This is a genomic window from Paraburkholderia fungorum (assembly GCF_046027215.1).
GTDB lineage: Bacteria > Pseudomonadota > Gammaproteobacteria > Burkholderiales > Burkholderiaceae > Paraburkholderia > Paraburkholderia fungorum_D.
Genome location: NZ_JAQQEN010000001.1, coordinates 1,815,604 through 1,833,983, shown reverse-complemented (window position 1 = coordinate 1,833,983; position 18,380 = coordinate 1,815,604). Strand labels below are relative to the sequence as shown.

Sequence of the window (18,380 nt, the reverse complement as noted above, 5' to 3'; positions counted from 1 at the left end):
ACACGGGTTGTCATGATGGTTGCATTGTCAACGTCATGGCAACCGCAGGTGGGGCGCCCGGTCCATCATGCGACACGCATGGCGGACCGGGCAAATCGTGCCGCTCTGGGCTGAGAGCGGCAAGTGGGGTCCGCAGCGGCACCCGGCGACGCCGGGGAAGCCTTGGTCGGTCAGACGTCGTCGTCGGGTGTCCGGCTGTCGGATTTCAGCATCATGCTTTTTCCGCCAATCTCTCGCAGCGGCTGCATCATGTATGCCGCCTGCTTGCACCTCTCCTTGCAAGCCTCTTTGCGGGTGTGCTCGCAAGTCCGCTTGCATTTGCTTGCAAGTCCGCGCCCGCGGCACGACCTTTTTTGACACATCCCTCCGCGCTTTTCTCCTACACTCGTTGAGTCTGGTTGCTGGCGTATCGGCGATCACGTGCGGCTCGCCGATCATCGCGGCACATGTGCTCTGCTTCACTCGCCCGATTCACAACCAGAGTTCATCCCGTGAGCGGAATGTGCTTGCGCCGGTAACCCATCTGCAAAGGAATCAGCATGAGCATCTTTGGTGACATCGTAAACAAGCTCTTCGGCAAAGCGAAGCCCGACCAGCCTGCGCCTGCGGTTGAGCCGACCCCGGATCCGGCAGCGGCGCAAGCTGCCGCACCGGCGGCTGCACCGGCGCCCGCGCCGCTGGCCGACGTCGACGTCGCTGCCGTCATGGACCAGTTTGTGAGTGAGAGCGGGCAAACGTTGAACTGGCGCACGTCGATCGTCGATACGTTAAAAGCGCTCGGCGTCGACAGCAGCCTCGAGCATCGTAAGCAACTCGCACACGAACTGAAGTACAGCGGCGACACAAACGATTCGGCGAGCATGAACATCTGGCTGCACAAACAGGTGATGCAAGCGCTGGCGGCGAACGGCGGGAAACTGCCTCCGGATCTGGCATCCTAGCGGCTTGCCGCCGTCGCCTGTTTCCGGCGACAGAGATAAACCTCCAGCTGAAACAACAACGCGGCGCTCAGGTCGATGACCTGGGCGCCGCGTTGTCATTCAAGCTTCACGTGCGAGACACGGTTCTGACTTTGAACCGGGTCATCCGTGCTCAATCAATCAATACGTATCGAATACCTTCTGCAACACAACCGGCCCCGTGCCGCCCGCGGCCAGCGCGAGCATCAGCAACACTCGCGCCTTGTACGGATTCAGTGAACCCGCGCTGATGAAACCGAGCGCGTCGTCGGCTGCGGCGCCGTTGCGCATCACATGCCCTGAACCCACGCGCGACGAACGCACCACGGCCACACCTTGCGAGGCCGCGTCGGCCAACGCCAGTTGCAGCGAGGCGTGAATCGAGCCGTTTCCCGTGCCCGCCACCACGATGCCGCGCACGCCGGCAGCCACACACGCATCCACGGCAATCCGCGTTACACCGGCATAACTCGCGACGATCTCCACATGCGGCCATTTGGCGCCGATCACGAACTCGGTCGCAAGCGTGTGCGGACGGACGACACCGCGCTGGAATTCCACACGACCATCCTGCACCCAGCCAAGCGCACCTATCTCAGGCGACTGGAATGCATCGACAGCGTAGGTGCTCGTCTTGACGACGTCGCGTGCGCTATGAATCCTGTTGTTGAAGGCCACCAGCACGCCCTGCCCGCGCGCGCGTTCGTTCGCGGCGACCGTCACCGCGTTGAGCAGATTCAGCGGACCGTCGGCGGAAAGCGCGGAGGCCGGGCGCATGGCCGCGGTCAGCACGACTGGCTTGTCCGACTTGATTGTCAGATGCAGCAGATAGGCGGTTTCTTCGAGCGTATCGGTGCCGTGCGTGACCACCACGCCGTCGATGTCGTCGGCGGCCAGCAGCGTATTGATGCGTTGCGCGAGCGTGGTCCAGAGCGGCATCGCCATGTCTTTGCTGTCGACACTGGCGATCTGCTCGGACTGAATCCGTGCAACCGTGGACAAAGCCGGCACCACGGCCAGCAATTGATCGACGCCGACCACGCCCGCCTGGTAGCCGGACGTATTGGTGGCGTCAGCGGCCGTGCCGGCGATCGTGCCGCCGGTTGCCAGCACGGCGATGCGCGGCAGCGGCGTTGCGCCTTCAGGAGGCGTCGCGGGGGAAGCAGTCAAAGTATTCATGGCGGCGATTGTAAGCGATGCGCCGCGCGCCGCCATGCGTTTAAAAACGCATTGCCGTGCGATTTCTGCCCGGTTATGGGGCAGCGGCGCGGCCCGGGGGGGCCCGCGCCGCTGCCGTCAAACCGCTTCGCGCAGTTGGGCGGCGATGTCCGCTTCGTTCAGTTGCGGCGCGAACATTTCGATCAGTTTGTACGCGTACGCGCGCAGGAACGCGCCCTTGCGCAAGCCGACTCGCGTCGTGCTCGCTTCGAACAGATGCTGCGTGTCGAGCGCGACCAGTTCCGTGTCGCGCTTCGGATCGTAGGCCATGGCCGCCACGACGCCGATACCCATGCCGAGTTCGACGTAGGTCTTGATCACGTCGGCGTCGATGGCGGTCAGCACGACATCGGGCAATGCGCCTGCCTTCGCGAACGCCTGGTCGATATGCGAGCGGCCCGTAAAGTCCTGGTCGTACGTGACAATCGGGAATTCGGCGATCTCGTCGAGCGTCAGATTGGCGCGGCCCACCAGCGGATGGTCCTTCGGCACCACCACCACGTGATGCCACGAATAGCACGGGAACGTGACGATATCCGGAAAGCGGTCGAGCGCTTCCGTGGAGATGCCGATGTCCGCTTCACCATTGATGATCATCTGCGCGATCTGTTGCGGGCTGCCCTGACGCAGCGCCAGATGTACCTTCGGGAACACCGTCGTGAACTGGCGGATCACCTTCGGCAGCGCGTAGCGCGCCTGCGTGTGAGTGGTTGCCACGACCAGGTGGCCGCTGTCCTGATCGGCGTACTGACGCGCCACGCGACGCAGATTCTCCGCGTCGAGCAGCATGCGCTCGATCAACTGATGCACCGCCTTGCCCGGTTCGGTCAGGCCCGTCAGACGCTTGCCGCGGCGGATAAAAATATCGACGCCGAGCTCATCCTCCAGATCCTTGATCTGTTTCGACACGCCCGACTGCGACGTGTACAACACATTCGCCACCTCCGTCAGATTCATGTTCTGACGCACGGCCTCGCGCACGAAGCGCAATTGCTGGAAGTTCATTTATATGTCTCCGGTTCAGCCAGAGTTGAGTTATTTGAATCTGGTTTTTCGGGCGACGCTCAGTGCGCCGGCTCATTACGCCAGCTCAATGCGCCGGAAAGACGCGCAAGGCGCGCGGCACCGCGGTCACGCCATCGCCAATCGACAGTTGCAGATCGCGCCACGCTTCCCGATCGAGCTCCGCTTCGAGCAGGGTGCCCTCGCGGCCCGCGAGTTCTACCCGCACCGAACCGCCGAGCGTCACGACGCGCCGCACGTCGACGATAATGCCCTCGCGATGTCCGGACGCTTGCGGATACAGTTGCAAATCATGCGGACGCACATACGCGAACGCGGGGCCTTTAAAGTCGGCCTTGATCGCGACTGGCAAAGCCGCGCCGTCCACCACGAAGCCGCTCGCGTCGACATTGCCATGCAGACGGTTCGCCGCGCCGAGAAATTCGTAGACGAACGAGGTCTGCGGATGGTCGTACACCTCTTGCGGACTGCCGACCTGCTCCACATGCCCGCGATTGAGCACGACGATACGGTCGGCCACTTCGAGCGCTTCTTCCTGATCGTGCGTGACGAAAATGGTCGAGATATGCAGATCGTCATGCAGGCGCCGCAGCCAGCTGCGCAGTTCCTTGCGCACCTTCGCATCCAGTGCGCCGAACGGTTCGTCGAGCAGCAGCACTTTCGGTTCGACGGCCAATGCACGCGCGAGAGCAATCCGTTGCCGCTGACCACCCGAGAGCTCGGACGGATAGCGCTGCGCGAGCCAATCCAGTTGCACGAGCTTGAGCAGTTCATGCACCTTCTCGCGGATCACGGCCTCTGAAGGCCGCTCCTTACGCGGCTTCACCCGCAGGCCGAACGCGACGTTCTCGAACACCGTCATATGACGGAACAGCGCGTAATGCTGGAACACGAAACCGACTTCACGCTCACGCGCGCCAACCGTCGCGACGTCCTGACCTTGCAGCACGACCTGGCCGCCGTCCGCGTATTCGAGGCCGGCGATCACGCGCAGCAATGTGGTCTTGCCACAACCCGACGGCCCGAGCAGCGCAACCAGTTCGCCCGGCGGAAAATCGAGCGAAACGTTATCGAGCGCGACGAAATCGCCAAAGCGCTTTTGCAGGTTACGAACGGTGATACCCATTACAGCTCTCCTTGCTTGACCGGGTGTGGCTGCGATACGCGTGTTGCATTGACCGAAGAAGGCGGCAGTGTCACGATACTCGCCGGACCCGCATACGCGGGCACATCGCGCGCGGCCGACAGTTCCGCCGACATATGGCGCTCGGCGAGCAGCTTCAGCCCGAGCGTCACGAGTGCGAGCAAGGCCAGCACCGACGCCACGGCGAACGCCGCCGAGAAGTTGTATTCGTTGTAGAGAATTTCGACGTGCAACGGCATCGTGTCGGTCTGCCCGCGAATGTGGCCGGACACCACCGACACCGCGCCGAATTCGCCCATCGCCCGCGCATTGCACAGAATCACGCCATACAGCAGACCCCATTTGACGTTCGGCAGCGTGACACGGCGGAAGATCTGCCAGCCCGAGGCGCCGAGCACGTGCGCGGCCTCTTCTTCATCGTTGCCTTGCGCCTGCATCAGCGGAATCAGTTCGCGCGCCACGAACGGGAACGTCACGAAGATCGTTGCGAGCACAATGCCCGGCACCGCGAAGATGATCTGCACGTTGTGATCCTGCAGCCACGGTCCGAACCAGCCCTGTGCGCCGAACATCAGCACGTAGATCAGACCGGAGATCACTGGCGAGACCGAGAACGGCAGATCGATCAACGTGGTCAGGAGTGCCTTGCCGCGGAACTCGAACTTGGCGATACACCACGACGCGGCGAGGCCGAACACCAGATTCAGCGGCACGGCAATCGCCGCCGTGGTCACCGTGAGCTTGATCGCCGAGAGCGCGTCCGGGTCGGCAAGCGACTCCAGGTAAAAGCCGAGGCCCTTGTTCAACGCCTGATAGAACACAGCCACCAGCGGCACGACCAGAAACAGCGCGAGAAACAGTAACGCGACGCCCGTCAGAATCCAGCGCACGAAAGGCGGCTCGGTGACCGGGTCCGGCCGGCGCGCAACATTGAGCGGCGCGCGCGGCGCCACGGCGACGCCGGCAGTACCGGCACTCTTTACGGAATCACGGCTCATTGCGCACCTCCGCCGACACCGATCGCCGCGACGCTCGCCGCAGCAGGCGCAGGCCCCGCTCCGCCACGACTCGTGCGACGCTGCAAATACCATTGGAGCGTATTGATCAACAACAGCATCAGGAACGACACCACCAGCATCACGACCGCGATGGCAGTGGCGCCGGCGTAATCGTACTGTTCGAGCTTGGTGATGATCAGCAGCGACGTAATTTCGGATTTCATCGGCACGTTACCGGCGATGAAAATCACCGAACCGTACTCGCCGAGCGCGCGCGCGAACGCGAGTGCAAAACCGGTCAACAAGGCGGGGAACACCGCCGGCAGCACGACGCGGCGGAACGTCAGCCAGCGCGACGCGCCAAGGCACGCGGCGGCCTCTTCCTGCTCGCGCTCGAACTCTTCAAGCACTGGCTGCACGGTCCGCACGACAAACGGCAAGCCGATGAAGGTCAACGCGATCAGCACGCCGGCCGGCGTAAAAGCGATCTTGAGGCCGAGCGGTTCGAGAAACTGTCCGATCCAGCCATTGCCCGCGTAGACGGCCGCGAGGGAAATGCCGGCCACGGAGGTCGGCAACGCGAATGGCAGATCGACCACCGCATCGACAATCCGTTTGAACGGAAACGTGTAGCGCACCAGCACCCACGCGACGAGAAATCCGAATACCGCGTTGATCAGCGCGCCGCCTAGCGCGGAGAAGAACGTGAGGCGATACGACGCCAGCACGCGAGGCGAGCTCACCGCGCGCACGAACTGGGCCCAGTCGAGCGTGGCGGTCTTGAGAAAGGTCGCCGCAAGCGGAATCAGCACCACGAGGCTCAGATAAGCCACCGTGATGCCGAGTGTCAGGCCAAAACCGGGCAAGGCGCTCGGTTTTCGGAAGGTCAACGTCGTCATGCTGGATACTCTTTCAGGGTTGATGCTGGCGGTTCCATCTAGCCAAAAAGCGCGCCACCTGGCGCGCTCGTCGAGGGATTGCCGCTTTGCATTGCGGCTTGCCGTTCAAACATTACTGCGGCTGGTAGATCGAATCGAATACGCCGCCGTCGGCAAAGTGCGTCTTTTGCGCGTTCGCCCAGCCGCCGAACGAATCGTCCACCGTGTACAGCTTCAGTTTCGGGAACTTCGAGGTCAGCTCGGCCGGCACCTTGCTGGAGCGCGGACGGTAGAAGTTCTTCGCCGCGATTTCCTGGCCCTGCTCGCTGTACAGGAAGTTCAGATACGCTTCGGCCAGCTTGCGCGTGCCGTGCTTGTCGACCACCTTGTCCACCACCGCAACCGGCGGCTCGGCCAGAATGCTCACCGACGGCACCACGATTTCAAACTTGTCCGGACCGAATTCCTTGAGCGACAGGAACGCCTCGTTTTCCCAGGCGATCAGCACGTCGCCGATGCCGCGTTGCACGAAGCTGGTGGTCGCACCGCGTGCGCCCGAATCCAGCACGCCCGCATTCTTATAGAGCTTGCCGACAAACTCCTTGGCCTTCTGGTCGTTGCCACCCGGCTGATGTTCGGCGTACGCCCATGCCGCGAGGTAGTTCCAGCGCGCGCCGCCCGAGGTCTTCGGATTCGGCGTCACGATCGAGACACCCGGCTTCGTCAGATCGTCCCAGTCCTTGATGTGCTTCGGGTTGCCCTTGCGCACCAGGAACACGATCGTCGACGTGTACGGCGACGCATTGTCCGGCAAGCGCTTTTGCCAGCCCTTGTCCAGCAGACCCTTGCTCGCCAGCGCGTCGATGTCGTAAGCGAGTGCGAGCGTCACGACGTCCGCCTGCAGGCCGTCGAGCACCGAGCGCGCCTGCGCGCCGGAGCCGCCGTGCGACTGCTTGAACGTGATCGATTCGCCCGTCTTCGCCTTCCATTCCTTGCCGAATGCCTGATTGACGTCCTGGTACAGTTCACGCGTCGGGTCGTACGACACGTTCAGCAGCGTCGTGTCTGCCGCGTGCGCCTGCGCCATCCCGCCGACTACCGTTGCCGCGCCGAACGCAAGCGCCGCGATGAATTTTCTGGTTGTGCCTGCCAGCCCCATACCCTGATGCTTCATGCCAATTCTCCGCGTTGTGGTCCGCTGAAACAGCGTCTGGTGTTGTTTTCCGTCGCGGTCACGTGCACATGAGCGCCAACTCGAAGGGCAGTCTATCGAAGAGCTTTCATCATTAAAAATAATGTTTATTCATTCTTTAATACGCAAAAGTGGTAATGACAGCTGGATAAGGCGTTGCGGCACGAAAACGGGTGTTCGAGCGCCCACCATCGGCGCTGGAGCGTCACCCCAGGCCACGAACTTAAAGTAAAGCTTGAATTGCGCCGAATACTGTATAAAAATACAGTCACCTGTTCATACATACAGTGGCGCCATGACCAAACTCACCGCACGACAGCAGCAGGTTTTCGATCTGATCCGCCGGGCAATCGAACGCACCGGCTTTCCGCCCACCCGCGCGGAAATCGCCGCCGAGCTGGGTTTCAGCTCGGCCAATTCGGCTGAAGAACATCTGCGGGCGCTGGCACGCAAGGGCGTGATCGAACTCGCGGCGGGCGCGTCGCGCGGCATTCGCCTGTTGGCGGGCCCGGAAGATTCACCGCATCAGTTCACGCTGCCGCACGCGAGCATCATGCAACTGTCGCTGCCGCTGATCGGCCGGGTTGCAGCCGGCAGCCCGATCCTCGCGCAGGAACATATCTCGCAGCACTACGCGTGCGACCCGGCTTTGTTCTCGAGCAAGCCGGATTACCTGCTGAAGGTGCGTGGACTGTCCATGCGCGACGCCGGCATTTTCGACGGCGACCTGCTCGCCGTGCAGAAAAAGAGCGAAGCCAAAGACGGTCAGATCATCATCGCGCGCCTGGGCGACGACGTCACGGTCAAGCGCCTCAAGCGCCGGCCGAACGGTCTCGAACTGATCGCCGAGAACCCCGATTACGAAAACATCTTCGTTGAAACCGGCAGTGCGGAATTTGCGCTGGAGGGCATCGCTGTCGGGCTGATCCGCCCCGGCGAGTTCTGACCACGCTACCGGTTTGCCCAACCGAAGCTGCCTGAGGTTGAAACGCCCGTTGAAACGCCCGTTGAATCGCCCGTTGAATCGCCTGGAGAGACTCATGGAACGCCTTGCCCGCCTGCTGCCTTTTCGCCAGTTCGGTCGTCTGCGCCATCTGCGCAAACTGGTGCCTTGCTCACTGATCGAGGCGTCCACGGCCAGTGCTCCATCGCTGTTCGACGTTCCCACTGGCGAATCGAGCTTGCCGTCGTCGTTGCCGGCTTTTGCCCGCGTGTCGTTGAATTCGGGGCTGAATACGGCCGAGCCGGCGCGTCGCGCACCGGTGCGGGTTTATCACGGGCCGTCGCGGCTGATCATGGTCGGCACGGTAGACGCCGTGTGCCGGATGATTGACCGTTGTATCGCCGACGAAGCCAACATGCACGGCGCGGTGTTCGAATCCTGAGCGGCGAGGCACGGCGTCAGGGCTCTTTGCTCTGTCCGCGCACGTGCACGTGCCGATATCGCATCGTGGGGGATCGTTTTCGCGTGGCAGCGGTCCACGTTAGATCACACCTGATGGAGAGTCCCGCGCGATGGCAGTTTCAACACGCAAGGAACGCAGCGTTACGCGGCCGCTGATCGTCACGTTGATTGTGATTGTGGTGATCGCCGCGCTCGGCTTTGGTTATGCGTCGCCGTATATTGCATTGAACAATCTCAAACGCGCAGCAGACGCGCGCGATGCGCAAACCGTCAATCAGTACGTCGACTTCCCAGCGTTGCGCGAGAGCCTGAAGCAGCAGGTCACCGGCCTGCTCACACGTCGGCTCGCCGTGCATGGCAATGGCAATCCATTGGCCGCAATTGGCGCGATGATTGGCGTGGCGTTGATCGGTCCGTTAGTGGACGCTTATGCCACGCCGGATGGTGTGGCTGCACTGCTGAACGGAGTGCCGCCACGCGGCGATCCGGGCGAACGGCCACCAGCACCACCGGCAGCGAATGCTCCACCGAATGCTCCGCCTGATGCAGCTGCGCCTGCGCCCGTGCCGGCCCCTCCCGCTGCCGGCACCACCAGCGGCGACGGAAGCAACACCGCACCGCCTCAGCCGCCGCAAACCACGGCGGGTTATCGCGGCCTGAATGAATTCGTCGTCACGTATCAGCATGGCGCGGGCGACGCGCGCTACTCCGCGATCTTGCAGCGCGAAGGACTATTCACGTGGAAACTGGCCGCGGTCAACCTGAACGAGTGACCGTCCAGCCAACGCGGCCCGTGATCTCGTTCAAGCCGCGGCTTGTTGCTGCTCCTGCACGGAAGAGCACGCCACCAGAATGCTGCACGACACCCGATCGAGCAGTGGCGTATTTCCCGCGCCCATCCACCAGCGCGAAAGGCCAGTGCGGCAACGGTGGCCGACCACGACCAGGTCGACATGCAATTCATTGGCAAGATTGGCAATCTCGTCAATTGGATGACCGAACGCGAAATGGCCTTGCGCGGTGACGCCGCGTTCGGTGAGCCAGTCCACCCCTTCCTGCAGGATGTCGCGGGCGGTCTTTTCGAAGCTGCCGCATGCCACGTCGGTCAACAGGCCCGCGCTTTGCGCAATGCTCGAACGCATGTCGACCACTGAGAGCAAATGCGTTTCCGCCTTCAGGTCCAACGCCAGATCGGCGCCGCAACGCAACGCCTTGCGGCCTTCGCGCGAGCCGTCGTAGCACAGCAGAATTTTTTGGTAGCTCGCCATGATTTTCTCCCTGGCCGCGAGGAACGCGACATGCATGAATCATGGTGCGCCGCAATTCAGGTTGCAAGGGATGGAAAACGCTAAGTACGCCCTAAACCGGTGCGCGCTGGATTCGACCCACGCCTGGAGGGTCGGGACGGTCATGCGGCAATGCAGGAAACCGCCGCGGCACTGTCGGGCGAGGTCCAACGCCCGCCTGCCGATGCCCTAGAATAGGCGGCCTTCCCGGCCATTTGCGTCTTTTCCCGGAGTTCTGCTCGCGCCATGCCTGAAGAAGCTGCCATCGAATTTCACGAGGTCAAGAAAAGCTACGGCGAGAAGACGGTCGTCGATGGACTGTCGTTTCATGTGAATGTCGGCGAGTGTTTTGGGCTGCTTGGCCCGAACGGTGCGGGCAAGACCACCACACTGCGCATGCTGCTCGGCATCGCCGCGCCGGACGCCGGCGCGATCCGCCTGTGCGGCGAGCCGATCCCGGGCCGGGCGCGGATAGCGCGAGCGCGTGTCGGCGTTGTGCCGCAGTTCGACAATCTCGATCCCGACTTCACCGTCCGCGAAAATCTGCTGGTGTTCGGCCGCTACTTCGGCCTGAGCGCCGCGCAATGTCGCGCGATGGTGCCGTCGCTACTTGAATTCGCGCGTCTCGAGAGCAAGGCGGACGCACGCGTGAGCGAACTGTCGGGCGGCATGAAGCGGCGCCTGACGCTAGCTCGTGCGCTCGTTAACGACCCCGACGTGCTGATCATGGACGAGCCCACCACCGGGCTCGACCCGCAGGCGCGCCATCTGATCTGGGAGCGGCTGCGCTCGTTGCTGGCGCGCGGCAAGACGATTCTGCTGACCACGCACTTCATGGAAGAGGCCGAACGGCTCTGCGACCGGCTGTGCGTGATCGAAGAAGGGCGCAAGATCGCAGAAGGCGAGCCGCGCGCGCTGATCGCCTCCGAAATCGGCTGCGACGTCATCGAGATTTTCGGCCCCGACCCGGTGGCGTTGCGCGACGAGTTGGCGCCGCTCGCCGAGCGAACCGAGATCAGTGGCGAGACGCTGTTCTGCTACGTGAACGACGCGCAACCGATTCATGCGCGGCTCAAGCAGCGCGCCGATCTGCGCTATCTGCATCGCCCGGCAAATCTGGAAGATGTGTTCCTGCGGCTGACCGGACGCGAGATGCAGGACTGATGCGATTCGATGCCGGCGCGGGCCGCCACTTTTTATCGCTGTAAAGACACAGCACGAGACACGTTATGGACGCACGCACTTACGAGAGCCGCCGCGACACGATGTCGAAGCAGGAACCCTTTGCCGCCTTGCCCGCAAACGCCGTGAACTGGATTGCGGTATGGCGCCGGAACTATCTGGTATGGAGAAAGCTCGCGATTGCGTCGATGTTCGGCAATCTTGCCGACCCGATGATCTACCTGTTCGGCCTCGGTTTCGGGCTCGGGCTGATGGTGGGTCATGTTGACGGCGTGTCGTACATAGCCTTTCTCGCGGCTGGCACTGTGGCATCGAGTGTGATGATGTCGGCGAGTTTCGAGTCCATGTATTCGGGTTTTTCGCGGATGCATGTGCAGCGTACATGGGAAGCGATCATGCATACGCCGCTGACGCTCGGTGACATCGTACTTGGCGAGGTGATATGGGCCGCCAGCAAATCGATGCTGTCGGGCGCGGCGATCATGCTGGTCGCCGGCGCACTGGGCTACGCCAATTTTCCGTCGATGTTGCTGGCGTTGCCGGTCATCGTGCTGACTGGGCTCGCGTTTGCGAGTATCGCGATGGTGGTGACGGCGTTGGCGCCGTCGTATGATTTTTTTATGTTTTATCAGACGTTGGTGTTGACGCCGATGTTGTTGCTGTCTGGGGTGTTTTTTCCTGCTTCGCAGTTGCCCGCTGCAGCGCGGGCGGTGACGCAGATTTTGCCTTTGGCGCATGCTGTTGATCTGATGCGGCCGGCTATGCTGGGGAGGCCGGTTGAGTTTGCCGGGGTGCATGTTGCCGTACTGGTCGTTTATGCCGTTGGCGGGTTTGTTGTTGCTGCGGTTTTGTTTCGGCGCAGGATGATGAAATAGGGTTTTGGTTTTGTTTTTGGCGGCGGCATTGTTTGGTTCGCCTGTGGCGTTGGCTGTTTCTTTTGTTGTTGGTTTATTAGCGTTCCCCCTGTGCGGGGGGCACCTACTTTTCTTTGCCGGCCGCAAAGAAAAGTAGGCAAAAGAAAGCGGCTCACACCGCTAACATTTAAGTGGGTCCCCTGGCTTGGAGGGGACCGTGGTCCGATTAACGGATCACACCTCGGTCAATCACCGCCCGTGACACAGCCGTCATCCGCTCCCACTCCGCACTGCGTGCGTCGCGGACGGGTCTGCCAGGGAAACCGGGGGCTTCGTTTGCGTGCGGTGGGGGCCATCGGCTTCGCCTCGGCGAGGCGCCGAAATATACCGATGGTTTTGTGAAGTACCGCCCCGGCGCGCGCAGCGCCGCCGGAACGAATGACGGTCTGGTCACTCAGGCCAAAAGGTGCGCAGGCTCATTCTCTACGGAGCCACGATCCCCTCCAAGCCAGGGGACCCGCTTAAAAGTTAGCGGTGTGAGCCGCTTTCTTTTGCCTACTTTTCTTTGCGGCGGCAAAGAAAAGTAGGTGCCCCCCGCACAGGGGGAACGCTAATAAACCAATAAGAAAAGAAACAACCAACGCCGTAGGCACACAGCAATAATGCCGCCGCAAAAGGCAAAATCAAACCCTAATCCTCATCATCCGTCCAGGGAATATCCACATCAGAAATAAACGCCACCGTCGCAAACGGCCCCCCTTCCTGACGTCCAATCTTCCCATCGGCCCGTTGCCATTCAACCCGGAACACCGTGCCAGGATCATCGGCAATCAACCGTACAGTCCGCACTTCATCCGGGTCCGATTCCTCGACGGGCCCATCAAGCGACACCTGCAACTCCTGTGGCCACAGCCCATCCGCAGGATCGTAAATCTTGTCGCCGTCGGGAATCAGCGTGAACGCCTCGACGCCAATCGTCGCCGATGCGTCGACGATCATCTTCCCCAACGCGCGAAGTAACGCAGTCGCCCGCGCCGAATTCGCCTGGCGAATTGCAAGATCCCCGCGCGTCAGCGCCTGCTCAAGTTTCGGGTTTGTTTTTTGTTGCGCCATTCGATGTCCTGAGTCCTATCGCTCTGTTGTAGACGGCACGCGCATCCGTCGCGTACCACTCTCATTTTTCGGGCTGAATCCTACCACCAGTATCCCCAAAGGAGCTTCCATCAGGGCGTGCGCCGCAGCATCGCAAGCCGCGCGGTTCAGGCCCTCCAGCCCGCCCCGTCCCCACAGTTTAGGTCGTGATTCGCCTCCCGGCAGGGAGATTTGCCTCTCAATGTACGTTGCCATCCATCACTCACCGCATCGCCTCCAGCCGCTCCACCGGCTCACCGTGCCGCGAGCCTACCATTTCAAACGCCGCATCCCGGCTAAGCCATCAGATCGTGCGGCGCCTGCGAGCGGGCTTCGACGCCGCGGCCTCAGCCGGCTTCGCGCCGCCGATCTGCGCGATCAGATGGTCGCGAAACGCCCTGACCGACGGCGGCAACTCGCGGCCCGCCATCGTCTGCACCTGGATGCTGCGCTGGCGCATCTGCGGATGACTCAACGGCATCACGACGAAGCCGTCGTCCACGTAACGGTCGCGCACGGAGAGCAGGCCGGTGAACATGATGGCACCCGATTTCTGCGCGTAGCGGTACATCGCGCCGCTGTTGTTGCAGGTGAAGTCAGGCTCGAGCAGCACGCCCTCCAGTGCGCAGGTAATGTCGATCAACTGACGAATCGTCGTGCCCGGCTCCGGCAGCACCAGTGGATAGCGCTGCAAGTCGGCGAGCGACACCTTCGCGCGCGCAGCCAGCGGATGATCGGCACGCAGCAGTGCCAGCACCGGCGCCCGCTCCGTGTGTTCAACCTTGACGCCCTTTTCAGGCGCAAGGCTGAACGTCAGCGCGAGGTCGGCGTCGCCGTCGCGGACCCGGCGGGTGGCCTCGCCCGGTGACATCACCAGAAGCGTGAAGTCGATCCCGGGATACTGGCTGCGGAACCCAGCCATCGCGGTGGGCAAAAAATCCGCGGCGAACCCCTCCGAACTGGCGACCTTGATCATGCTGCCGTGCAACGCCTCGATGCCGCCAATCTCCTTCATCACATGCTCAGCCTCCAGCAGACTGCGCTGCGCGTAGGCCAGAAGCCGCTCGCCGGCCTCGGAGAGCGCCATGCCACGCGGGCGTCGCTCGAACAGCGCCACGCCAAGATCGCCCTCGAGCCGCGCAATCTGCCGGCTGATCGCCGACACGGCCACATGCAGCCGCGCGGACGCGTCGCTGATCGACCCGGTCCGCGCGACCTCAACGAAATAGCGCAACGCAATGCCGTGTAGTGAAAGTGCCATGAGAGATGCCCTATCCCGCCCTGAGCGGCCATATGCGGCCATATGCGGTCATGTGTGGGCCGTATGCGGATTTGCGCAGACCCGCCACGCTTTGCCTTTTTGGCAACGCAAGCTTCGAAACACGATCATTGTGACAAAAAAAACGGCCTCCTAGAATCGGTTCAGGTCAGGGCCCGCGAAGCCGGCGTTCCACGTAGCGCGTCGCGTGCCCACCTCGCACCCCACATCGGAGACGAATATGAGCCGCCACCAGGCCATCGAACACGCAACCCGGCATTTCGAATCGGGCGCCTTTCTCAAGGACCTCGACCGCCGCGTCGGCTTTCGTACCGAGAGTCAGGAAGACGGCCGCGCCGCCACCCTGCTCTCGTACCTCACCGACGAAATTACGCCCGAAGCACAAGGGCTCGGCTTCACCACGCGCATCGTCGATAACCCGGCAGAAGGCTTTGGACCGTTCCTGCTCGCCAGCCGCCACGAAGGCGACCACTTGCCGACCGTGCTGATCTACGGTCACGGCGACGTGGTGCGCGGCTACGACACCCAATGGCGCGCACCGCTGACGCCGTGGGCCGTGACGGTCGAAGGCGAGCGCTGGTATGGCCGCGGCACCGCCGACAACAAAGGTCAGCACACCATCAATCTCGCCGCGCTCGCGAGCGTGCTGGCCGCGCGCGAGGGCAAGCTGGGCTTCAACGCAAAACTGCTGATCGAGATGGGCGAGGAAACCGGCTCGCCGGGGCTCGGTGCGATCTGCCGCACGTACAAACAGGAACTGGCCGCCGACGTGCTGATCGCCTCCGACGGCCCGCGCCTCGCCGCGCGCCGCCCCACCATCTTCCTCGGCTCGCGCGGCTCGGTGAACTTCAGGCTCTCGCTGAACCTGCGCGACGGCGCGCATCATTCGGGTAATTGGGGCGGTCTGCTGCGCAATCCGGCGACAGTGCTGGCCAACGCGCTCGCAAGCCTGGTCGATGCGCGCGGCGTGATCGCCGTCGACGGCCTGCGTCCGCCGCCGATTCCCGACGCAGTGCGCCGCGCACTGGCCGATATCACGGTCGGCGGCGGCCCGGGCGATCCGGCTGTCGACGAGAACTGGGGCGAGCCCGGCCTCACGCCGCCCGAGCGTGTGTTCGGCTGGAACAGTTTCGAAGTGCTGGCCTTCAAGGCGGGCAATCCCGAGAATCCCGTCAACGCGATTCCGTCATCGGCTTTCGCGCACTGCCAGTTGCGCTTCGTGGTCGGCACCGACTGGGAGAACATCGAACAGCATCTGCGCACGCATCTGGACGCGCATGGCTTCTCGCTGGTCGAGATCGACGTCGAGCGCGGCGCGCCTGCCACGCGTCTGAATCCGGACGATGCGTGGGTCACATGGGCCATCGCATCGCTCGAAGAAACCACCGGCAAGCAGACCGCCGTGCTGCCGAACCTGGGCGGCACGCTGCCCAATGAAGTATTCGCCGACACCCTCGGCCTGCCGACCATCTGGGTCCCGCATTCTTATCCTGCGTGCTCTCAGCACGCGCCGAACGAGCATCTGCTCGGACCGGTCGTGCGCGAAGGCCTGCAGATCATGGCGGGGCTCTTCTGGGATCTCGGCGACAACTCGCCGCGCGCAGCGGCAACGGCAGTGGCAACCCCAACGGCCGCCACCGCCTGAACGGGTCCATCGATTCCGCCGTCTTCCGTATCTGTCATAAGGGCCCGCCCACGATGAGCACGTCCGCCTTGCAAGCCAGCGCCGCGCGGCCTACCGCCGCGAAGGTCCCTCGCATCATTCTCGCGGCGTCGATCGGCAATGCGCTCGAATGGTTCGACCTCGTCGTCTACGGATTCTTCGCGGTCACGATCGCGAAGCTGTTCTTTCCGGCGCGCACCGAAGCGATTTCGCTGATGCTCACGCTCGGCACCTTCGGCATCTCCTATCTGATCCGGCCGCTCGGCGGGCTCGTGCTAGGCTCGCTCGCCGACCGCGCCGGACGCAAGGCGTCGCTACTGCTGTCGATCGGGCTGATGATGATCGGCACATTGACGATCGCCGTCATGCCAGCTTACGCGGCGATCGGACTGTGGGCACCGGTCGGCATTCTGGTATCGCGACTGATTCAGGGGTTTTCGGCGGGTGGCGAGTTCGGCGCTTCTACCGCGTTTCTGGTCGAACACGCCCCCGAGCGGCGCGGCTTCATGGGCAGTTGGCAATTCGCGAGTCAGGGTCTCGCGACGCTGCTGGCTTCCGGTTTCGGTGCGCTGTTGACGAGCCAGCTCTCGACAGCGCAGCTCGAATCCTGGGGATGGCGCATTCCGTTCTTCTTCGGTCTCGCGATCGGCCCGGTGGGTTTCTACATTCGCCGTTACGTCGACGAAGGCGCCGAATTCGACGCGGAGCCGAAAACCCGCACGCCCCTGCGCGATCTGTTCGGCACGCAGAAGTTGCGCATGCTGCTGGCCGTCGGCTCGCTGGTGATTTCGACGGCGGCTAACTACATGATCCTGTACATGCCCACGTATGCGATCAAGCAACTGCATCTGCCCGCCTCGACCGGTTTTGCGGCCACGCTCGCCACGGGGGTCGTGCTGACCGTGCTGACACCGTTCGCCGGCCACTGGTCCGACAGCAGGGGACGCATCCGCATCATGGCCGCCGCCGCGGTGCTGATGCTGGTGACGGTCTACCCGACCTTCGTGTATATGAATGCGCACCCATCGTTTGCGACGATGCTGCTGGCGCTGATCTGGATCGGCATGTTGAAGGCGACGTATTTCGGCGCGCTGCCCGCGTTGATGTCGGAGATTTTCCCGACACAAACTCGCGCGACGGGTCTTGCGGTCAGCTACAACATTGGTGTGACGGTATTCGGCGGTTTCGCGCCATTCGTGATCACGTGGCTAATCGACGCGAGCGGCAACACACTCGCGCCCGGTTTTTACCTGATGTTCTGCGCGGTGATGAGTCTGCTGGCGCTGTATGTGGTGCGGGCGAAGCTGAAGATTCGCTGAGGACGTCCCGGCCTCACCTGCCACGATGGAATCCGGACGCCCCGCTAATCACTAGTCAGGGCGTCCTTGAAACGCACGCAAGTTCCGGCACCGGATTCGCAGCCATGCCCGCAGTGCGGCTAAAATGCGGCTGCAGCGGACGCGGCACGCGTCACCGCGCACAACAACACACGTCGGTATCGACACACCCGCGATGAATCCCGAACACCTCGAACTGCTGGTCACGCGCGTGATGCCCTACGGGAAATATAAAGGCCGCCTGATTGCGGACCTGCCCGGTCACTATCTAAACTGGTTTGCGAGCCAGGGCTTTCCGCCAGGCGAAATCGGACGCCTGTTGGCATTAATGCACGAGATCGATCACAACGGTTTGTCGTCGCTGATCGAGCCTTTACGCAAGCGCTGAGACTCGTATGATGAAAGCCGGATGAATTGCGGGAAAGGAGTATGAAAGTCGCCGTGCGGGTAATTGGAGCCCGTACAAATTTATACAGTCTTTTTCTTGCGCCACACCGGTTCATAGACTTAAATCCGGTTGAGACCTCGCGCTGCTCTACACGGTCTGCACAACTATCCGCACGTCACACCGCCCCCCTGTTCATGACGAACTTCAGCCTGTCCGCCCTGCTGGAATTTATCGGTCACGACCTCTCGCCGGTGTACGCAGTCATCGCGTTTTTTCTGATCGGATATGTCGTGGTCGGGCTGCCGGTGCATTTTCGTCAGGGCGCGGCGTCGCGCGATATCTGGGGCACCGCAGCCGGTGTGACGATGGCCGCGCTTTACGCGGCGTTTATCATCGGCGTGTACCCTGTGCTGCATCATTCGGCCGCTTTACTGCGCTAACGC

Annotated in this window: 19 protein-coding genes; 10 read left to right on the top strand and 9 right to left on the bottom strand. The window is 62.5% G+C overall.

Annotation, left to right across the window (positions count from 1 at the left end):
* Positions 1 to 539 precede the first annotated feature (539 nt).
* On the top strand, positions 540 to 941 hold the full coding sequence (locus PQR27_RS08145) for a DUF3597 domain-containing protein (RefSeq protein ID WP_408523115.1): 402 nt from the start codon (positions 540 to 542) through the stop codon (positions 939 to 941).
* 159 nt (positions 942 to 1,100) lie between these two features.
* On the opposite strand, the gene PQR27_RS08140 is transcribed toward PQR27_RS08145, so the two are convergent.
* The 6 genes from PQR27_RS08140 to PQR27_RS08115 form a co-directional block, all read right to left on the bottom strand.
* Complete coding sequence (locus tag PQR27_RS08140; protein ID WP_408523114.1) at positions 1,101 to 2,138, bottom strand: asparaginase; 1,038 nt, start codon at positions 2,136 to 2,138, stop codon at positions 1,101 to 1,103.
* Between the two features lie 117 nt (positions 2,139 to 2,255).
* A complete protein-coding gene (locus PQR27_RS08135; protein WP_408523113.1) occupies positions 2,256 to 3,182 on the bottom strand; it encodes a CysB family HTH-type transcriptional regulator in 927 nt (308 codons plus the stop codon).
* Positions 3,183 to 3,267: 85 nt separating this feature from the next.
* Positions 3,268 to 4,326: a sulfate/molybdate ABC transporter ATP-binding protein gene (locus PQR27_RS08130; protein ID WP_408523112.1), complete on the bottom strand. Its 1,059-nt coding sequence runs from the start codon at positions 4,324 to 4,326 to the stop codon at positions 3,268 to 3,270.
* Positions 4,326 to 5,342 carry a sulfate ABC transporter permease subunit CysW gene (cysW, locus tag PQR27_RS08125; RefSeq protein WP_408523111.1) on the bottom strand — a complete coding sequence of 339 codons (1,017 nt, stop codon included), beginning with the start codon at positions 5,340 to 5,342 and terminating at the stop codon, positions 4,326 to 4,328. Before cysW ends, PQR27_RS08130 begins: the two co-directional genes overlap by 1 nt.
* Positions 5,339 to 6,241 carry a sulfate ABC transporter permease subunit CysT gene (gene cysT, locus PQR27_RS08120; RefSeq protein WP_408523110.1) on the bottom strand — a complete coding sequence of 301 codons (903 nt, stop codon included), beginning with the start codon at positions 6,239 to 6,241 and terminating at the stop codon, positions 5,339 to 5,341. The genes cysW and cysT overlap by 4 nt, the downstream gene beginning before the upstream one ends.
* A gap of 112 nt (positions 6,242 to 6,353) precedes the next feature.
* Positions 6,354 to 7,394, bottom strand: a complete 1,041-nt coding sequence (locus PQR27_RS08115) for a sulfate ABC transporter substrate-binding protein (protein ID WP_408523109.1) — start codon at positions 7,392 to 7,394, stop codon at positions 6,354 to 6,356.
* A gap of 313 nt (positions 7,395 to 7,707) precedes the next feature.
* Here PQR27_RS08115 and lexA point away from each other — a divergent pair, with 313 nt between their 5' ends.
* The 3 genes from lexA to PQR27_RS08100 all read left to right on the top strand — a co-directional run bounded on the left by lexA (position 7,708) and on the right by PQR27_RS08100 (position 9,590).
* Positions 7,708 to 8,358 (top strand): transcriptional repressor LexA, encoded by a 651-nt coding sequence (lexA, locus tag PQR27_RS08110; RefSeq protein ID WP_095419571.1) that lies wholly within the window; start codon positions 7,708 to 7,710, stop codon positions 8,356 to 8,358.
* A gap of 94 nt (positions 8,359 to 8,452) precedes the next feature.
* On the top strand, positions 8,453 to 8,797 hold the full coding sequence (locus PQR27_RS08105; RefSeq protein WP_408523108.1) for a hypothetical protein: 345 nt from the start codon (positions 8,453 to 8,455) through the stop codon (positions 8,795 to 8,797).
* 130 nt (positions 8,798 to 8,927) lie between these two features.
* Positions 8,928 to 9,590 carry a DUF2939 domain-containing protein gene (locus PQR27_RS08100; RefSeq protein WP_408523107.1) on the top strand — a complete coding sequence of 221 codons (663 nt, stop codon included), beginning with the start codon at positions 8,928 to 8,930 and terminating at the stop codon, positions 9,588 to 9,590.
* A 30-nt stretch (positions 9,591 to 9,620) separates the two neighbouring features.
* Here the strand turns inward: PQR27_RS08100 and PQR27_RS08095 are convergent, their stop codons facing one another.
* On the bottom strand, positions 9,621 to 10,085 hold the full coding sequence (locus tag PQR27_RS08095; protein WP_408523106.1) for a universal stress protein: 465 nt from the start codon (positions 10,083 to 10,085) through the stop codon (positions 9,621 to 9,623).
* A gap of 264 nt (positions 10,086 to 10,349) precedes the next feature.
* Between PQR27_RS08095 and nodI the strand changes: the two genes are divergently transcribed.
* On the top strand, positions 10,350 to 11,267 hold the full coding sequence (gene nodI / locus PQR27_RS08090; protein WP_408523104.1) for a nodulation factor ABC transporter ATP-binding protein NodI: 918 nt from the start codon (positions 10,350 to 10,352) through the stop codon (positions 11,265 to 11,267).
* A gap of 65 nt (positions 11,268 to 11,332) precedes the next feature.
* On the top strand, positions 11,333 to 12,160 hold the full coding sequence (gene nodJ, locus PQR27_RS08085; RefSeq protein ID WP_408523103.1) for a nodulation factor ABC transporter permease subunit NodJ: 828 nt from the start codon (positions 11,333 to 11,335) through the stop codon (positions 12,158 to 12,160).
* A gap of 669 nt (positions 12,161 to 12,829) precedes the next feature.
* Here the strand turns inward: nodJ and PQR27_RS08080 are convergent.
* Together PQR27_RS08080 and PQR27_RS08075 are read right to left on the bottom strand one after the other, a co-directional pair.
* Positions 12,830 to 13,252: a hypothetical protein gene (locus tag PQR27_RS08080; RefSeq protein ID WP_408523102.1), complete on the bottom strand. Its 423-nt coding sequence runs from the start codon at positions 13,250 to 13,252 to the stop codon at positions 12,830 to 12,832.
* Between the two features lie 322 nt (positions 13,253 to 13,574).
* Positions 13,575 to 14,531: a LysR family transcriptional regulator gene (locus tag PQR27_RS08075; protein ID WP_408523101.1), complete on the bottom strand. Its 957-nt coding sequence runs from the start codon at positions 14,529 to 14,531 to the stop codon at positions 13,575 to 13,577.
* Between the two features lie 238 nt (positions 14,532 to 14,769).
* Here PQR27_RS08075 and PQR27_RS08070 point away from each other — a divergent pair, with 238 nt between their 5' ends.
* From PQR27_RS08070 to PQR27_RS08055, 4 genes are all read left to right on the top strand, one after another.
* Entirely contained in the window at positions 14,770 to 16,194 is a 1,425-nt protein-coding gene (locus tag PQR27_RS08070) for a M20 family metallopeptidase (protein ID WP_408523100.1), read from the top strand.
* Between the two features lie 53 nt (positions 16,195 to 16,247).
* Positions 16,248 to 17,531 carry an MFS transporter gene (locus PQR27_RS08065; protein ID WP_408523099.1) on the top strand — a complete coding sequence of 428 codons (1,284 nt, stop codon included), beginning with the start codon at positions 16,248 to 16,250 and terminating at the stop codon, positions 17,529 to 17,531.
* A 193-nt stretch (positions 17,532 to 17,724) separates the two neighbouring features.
* Positions 17,725 to 17,937 carry a DUF3820 family protein gene (locus PQR27_RS08060; RefSeq protein WP_006048800.1) on the top strand — a complete coding sequence of 71 codons (213 nt, stop codon included), beginning with the start codon at positions 17,725 to 17,727 and terminating at the stop codon, positions 17,935 to 17,937.
* Positions 17,938 to 17,978: 41 nt separating this feature from the next.
* The gene (locus PQR27_RS08055) at positions 17,979 to 18,377 is read left to right on the top strand and encodes a hypothetical protein (protein ID WP_408523098.1); all 399 of its coding nucleotides are present in this window, start codon (positions 17,979 to 17,981) and stop codon (positions 18,375 to 18,377) included.
* Positions 18,378 to 18,380: the final 3 nt, after the last annotated feature.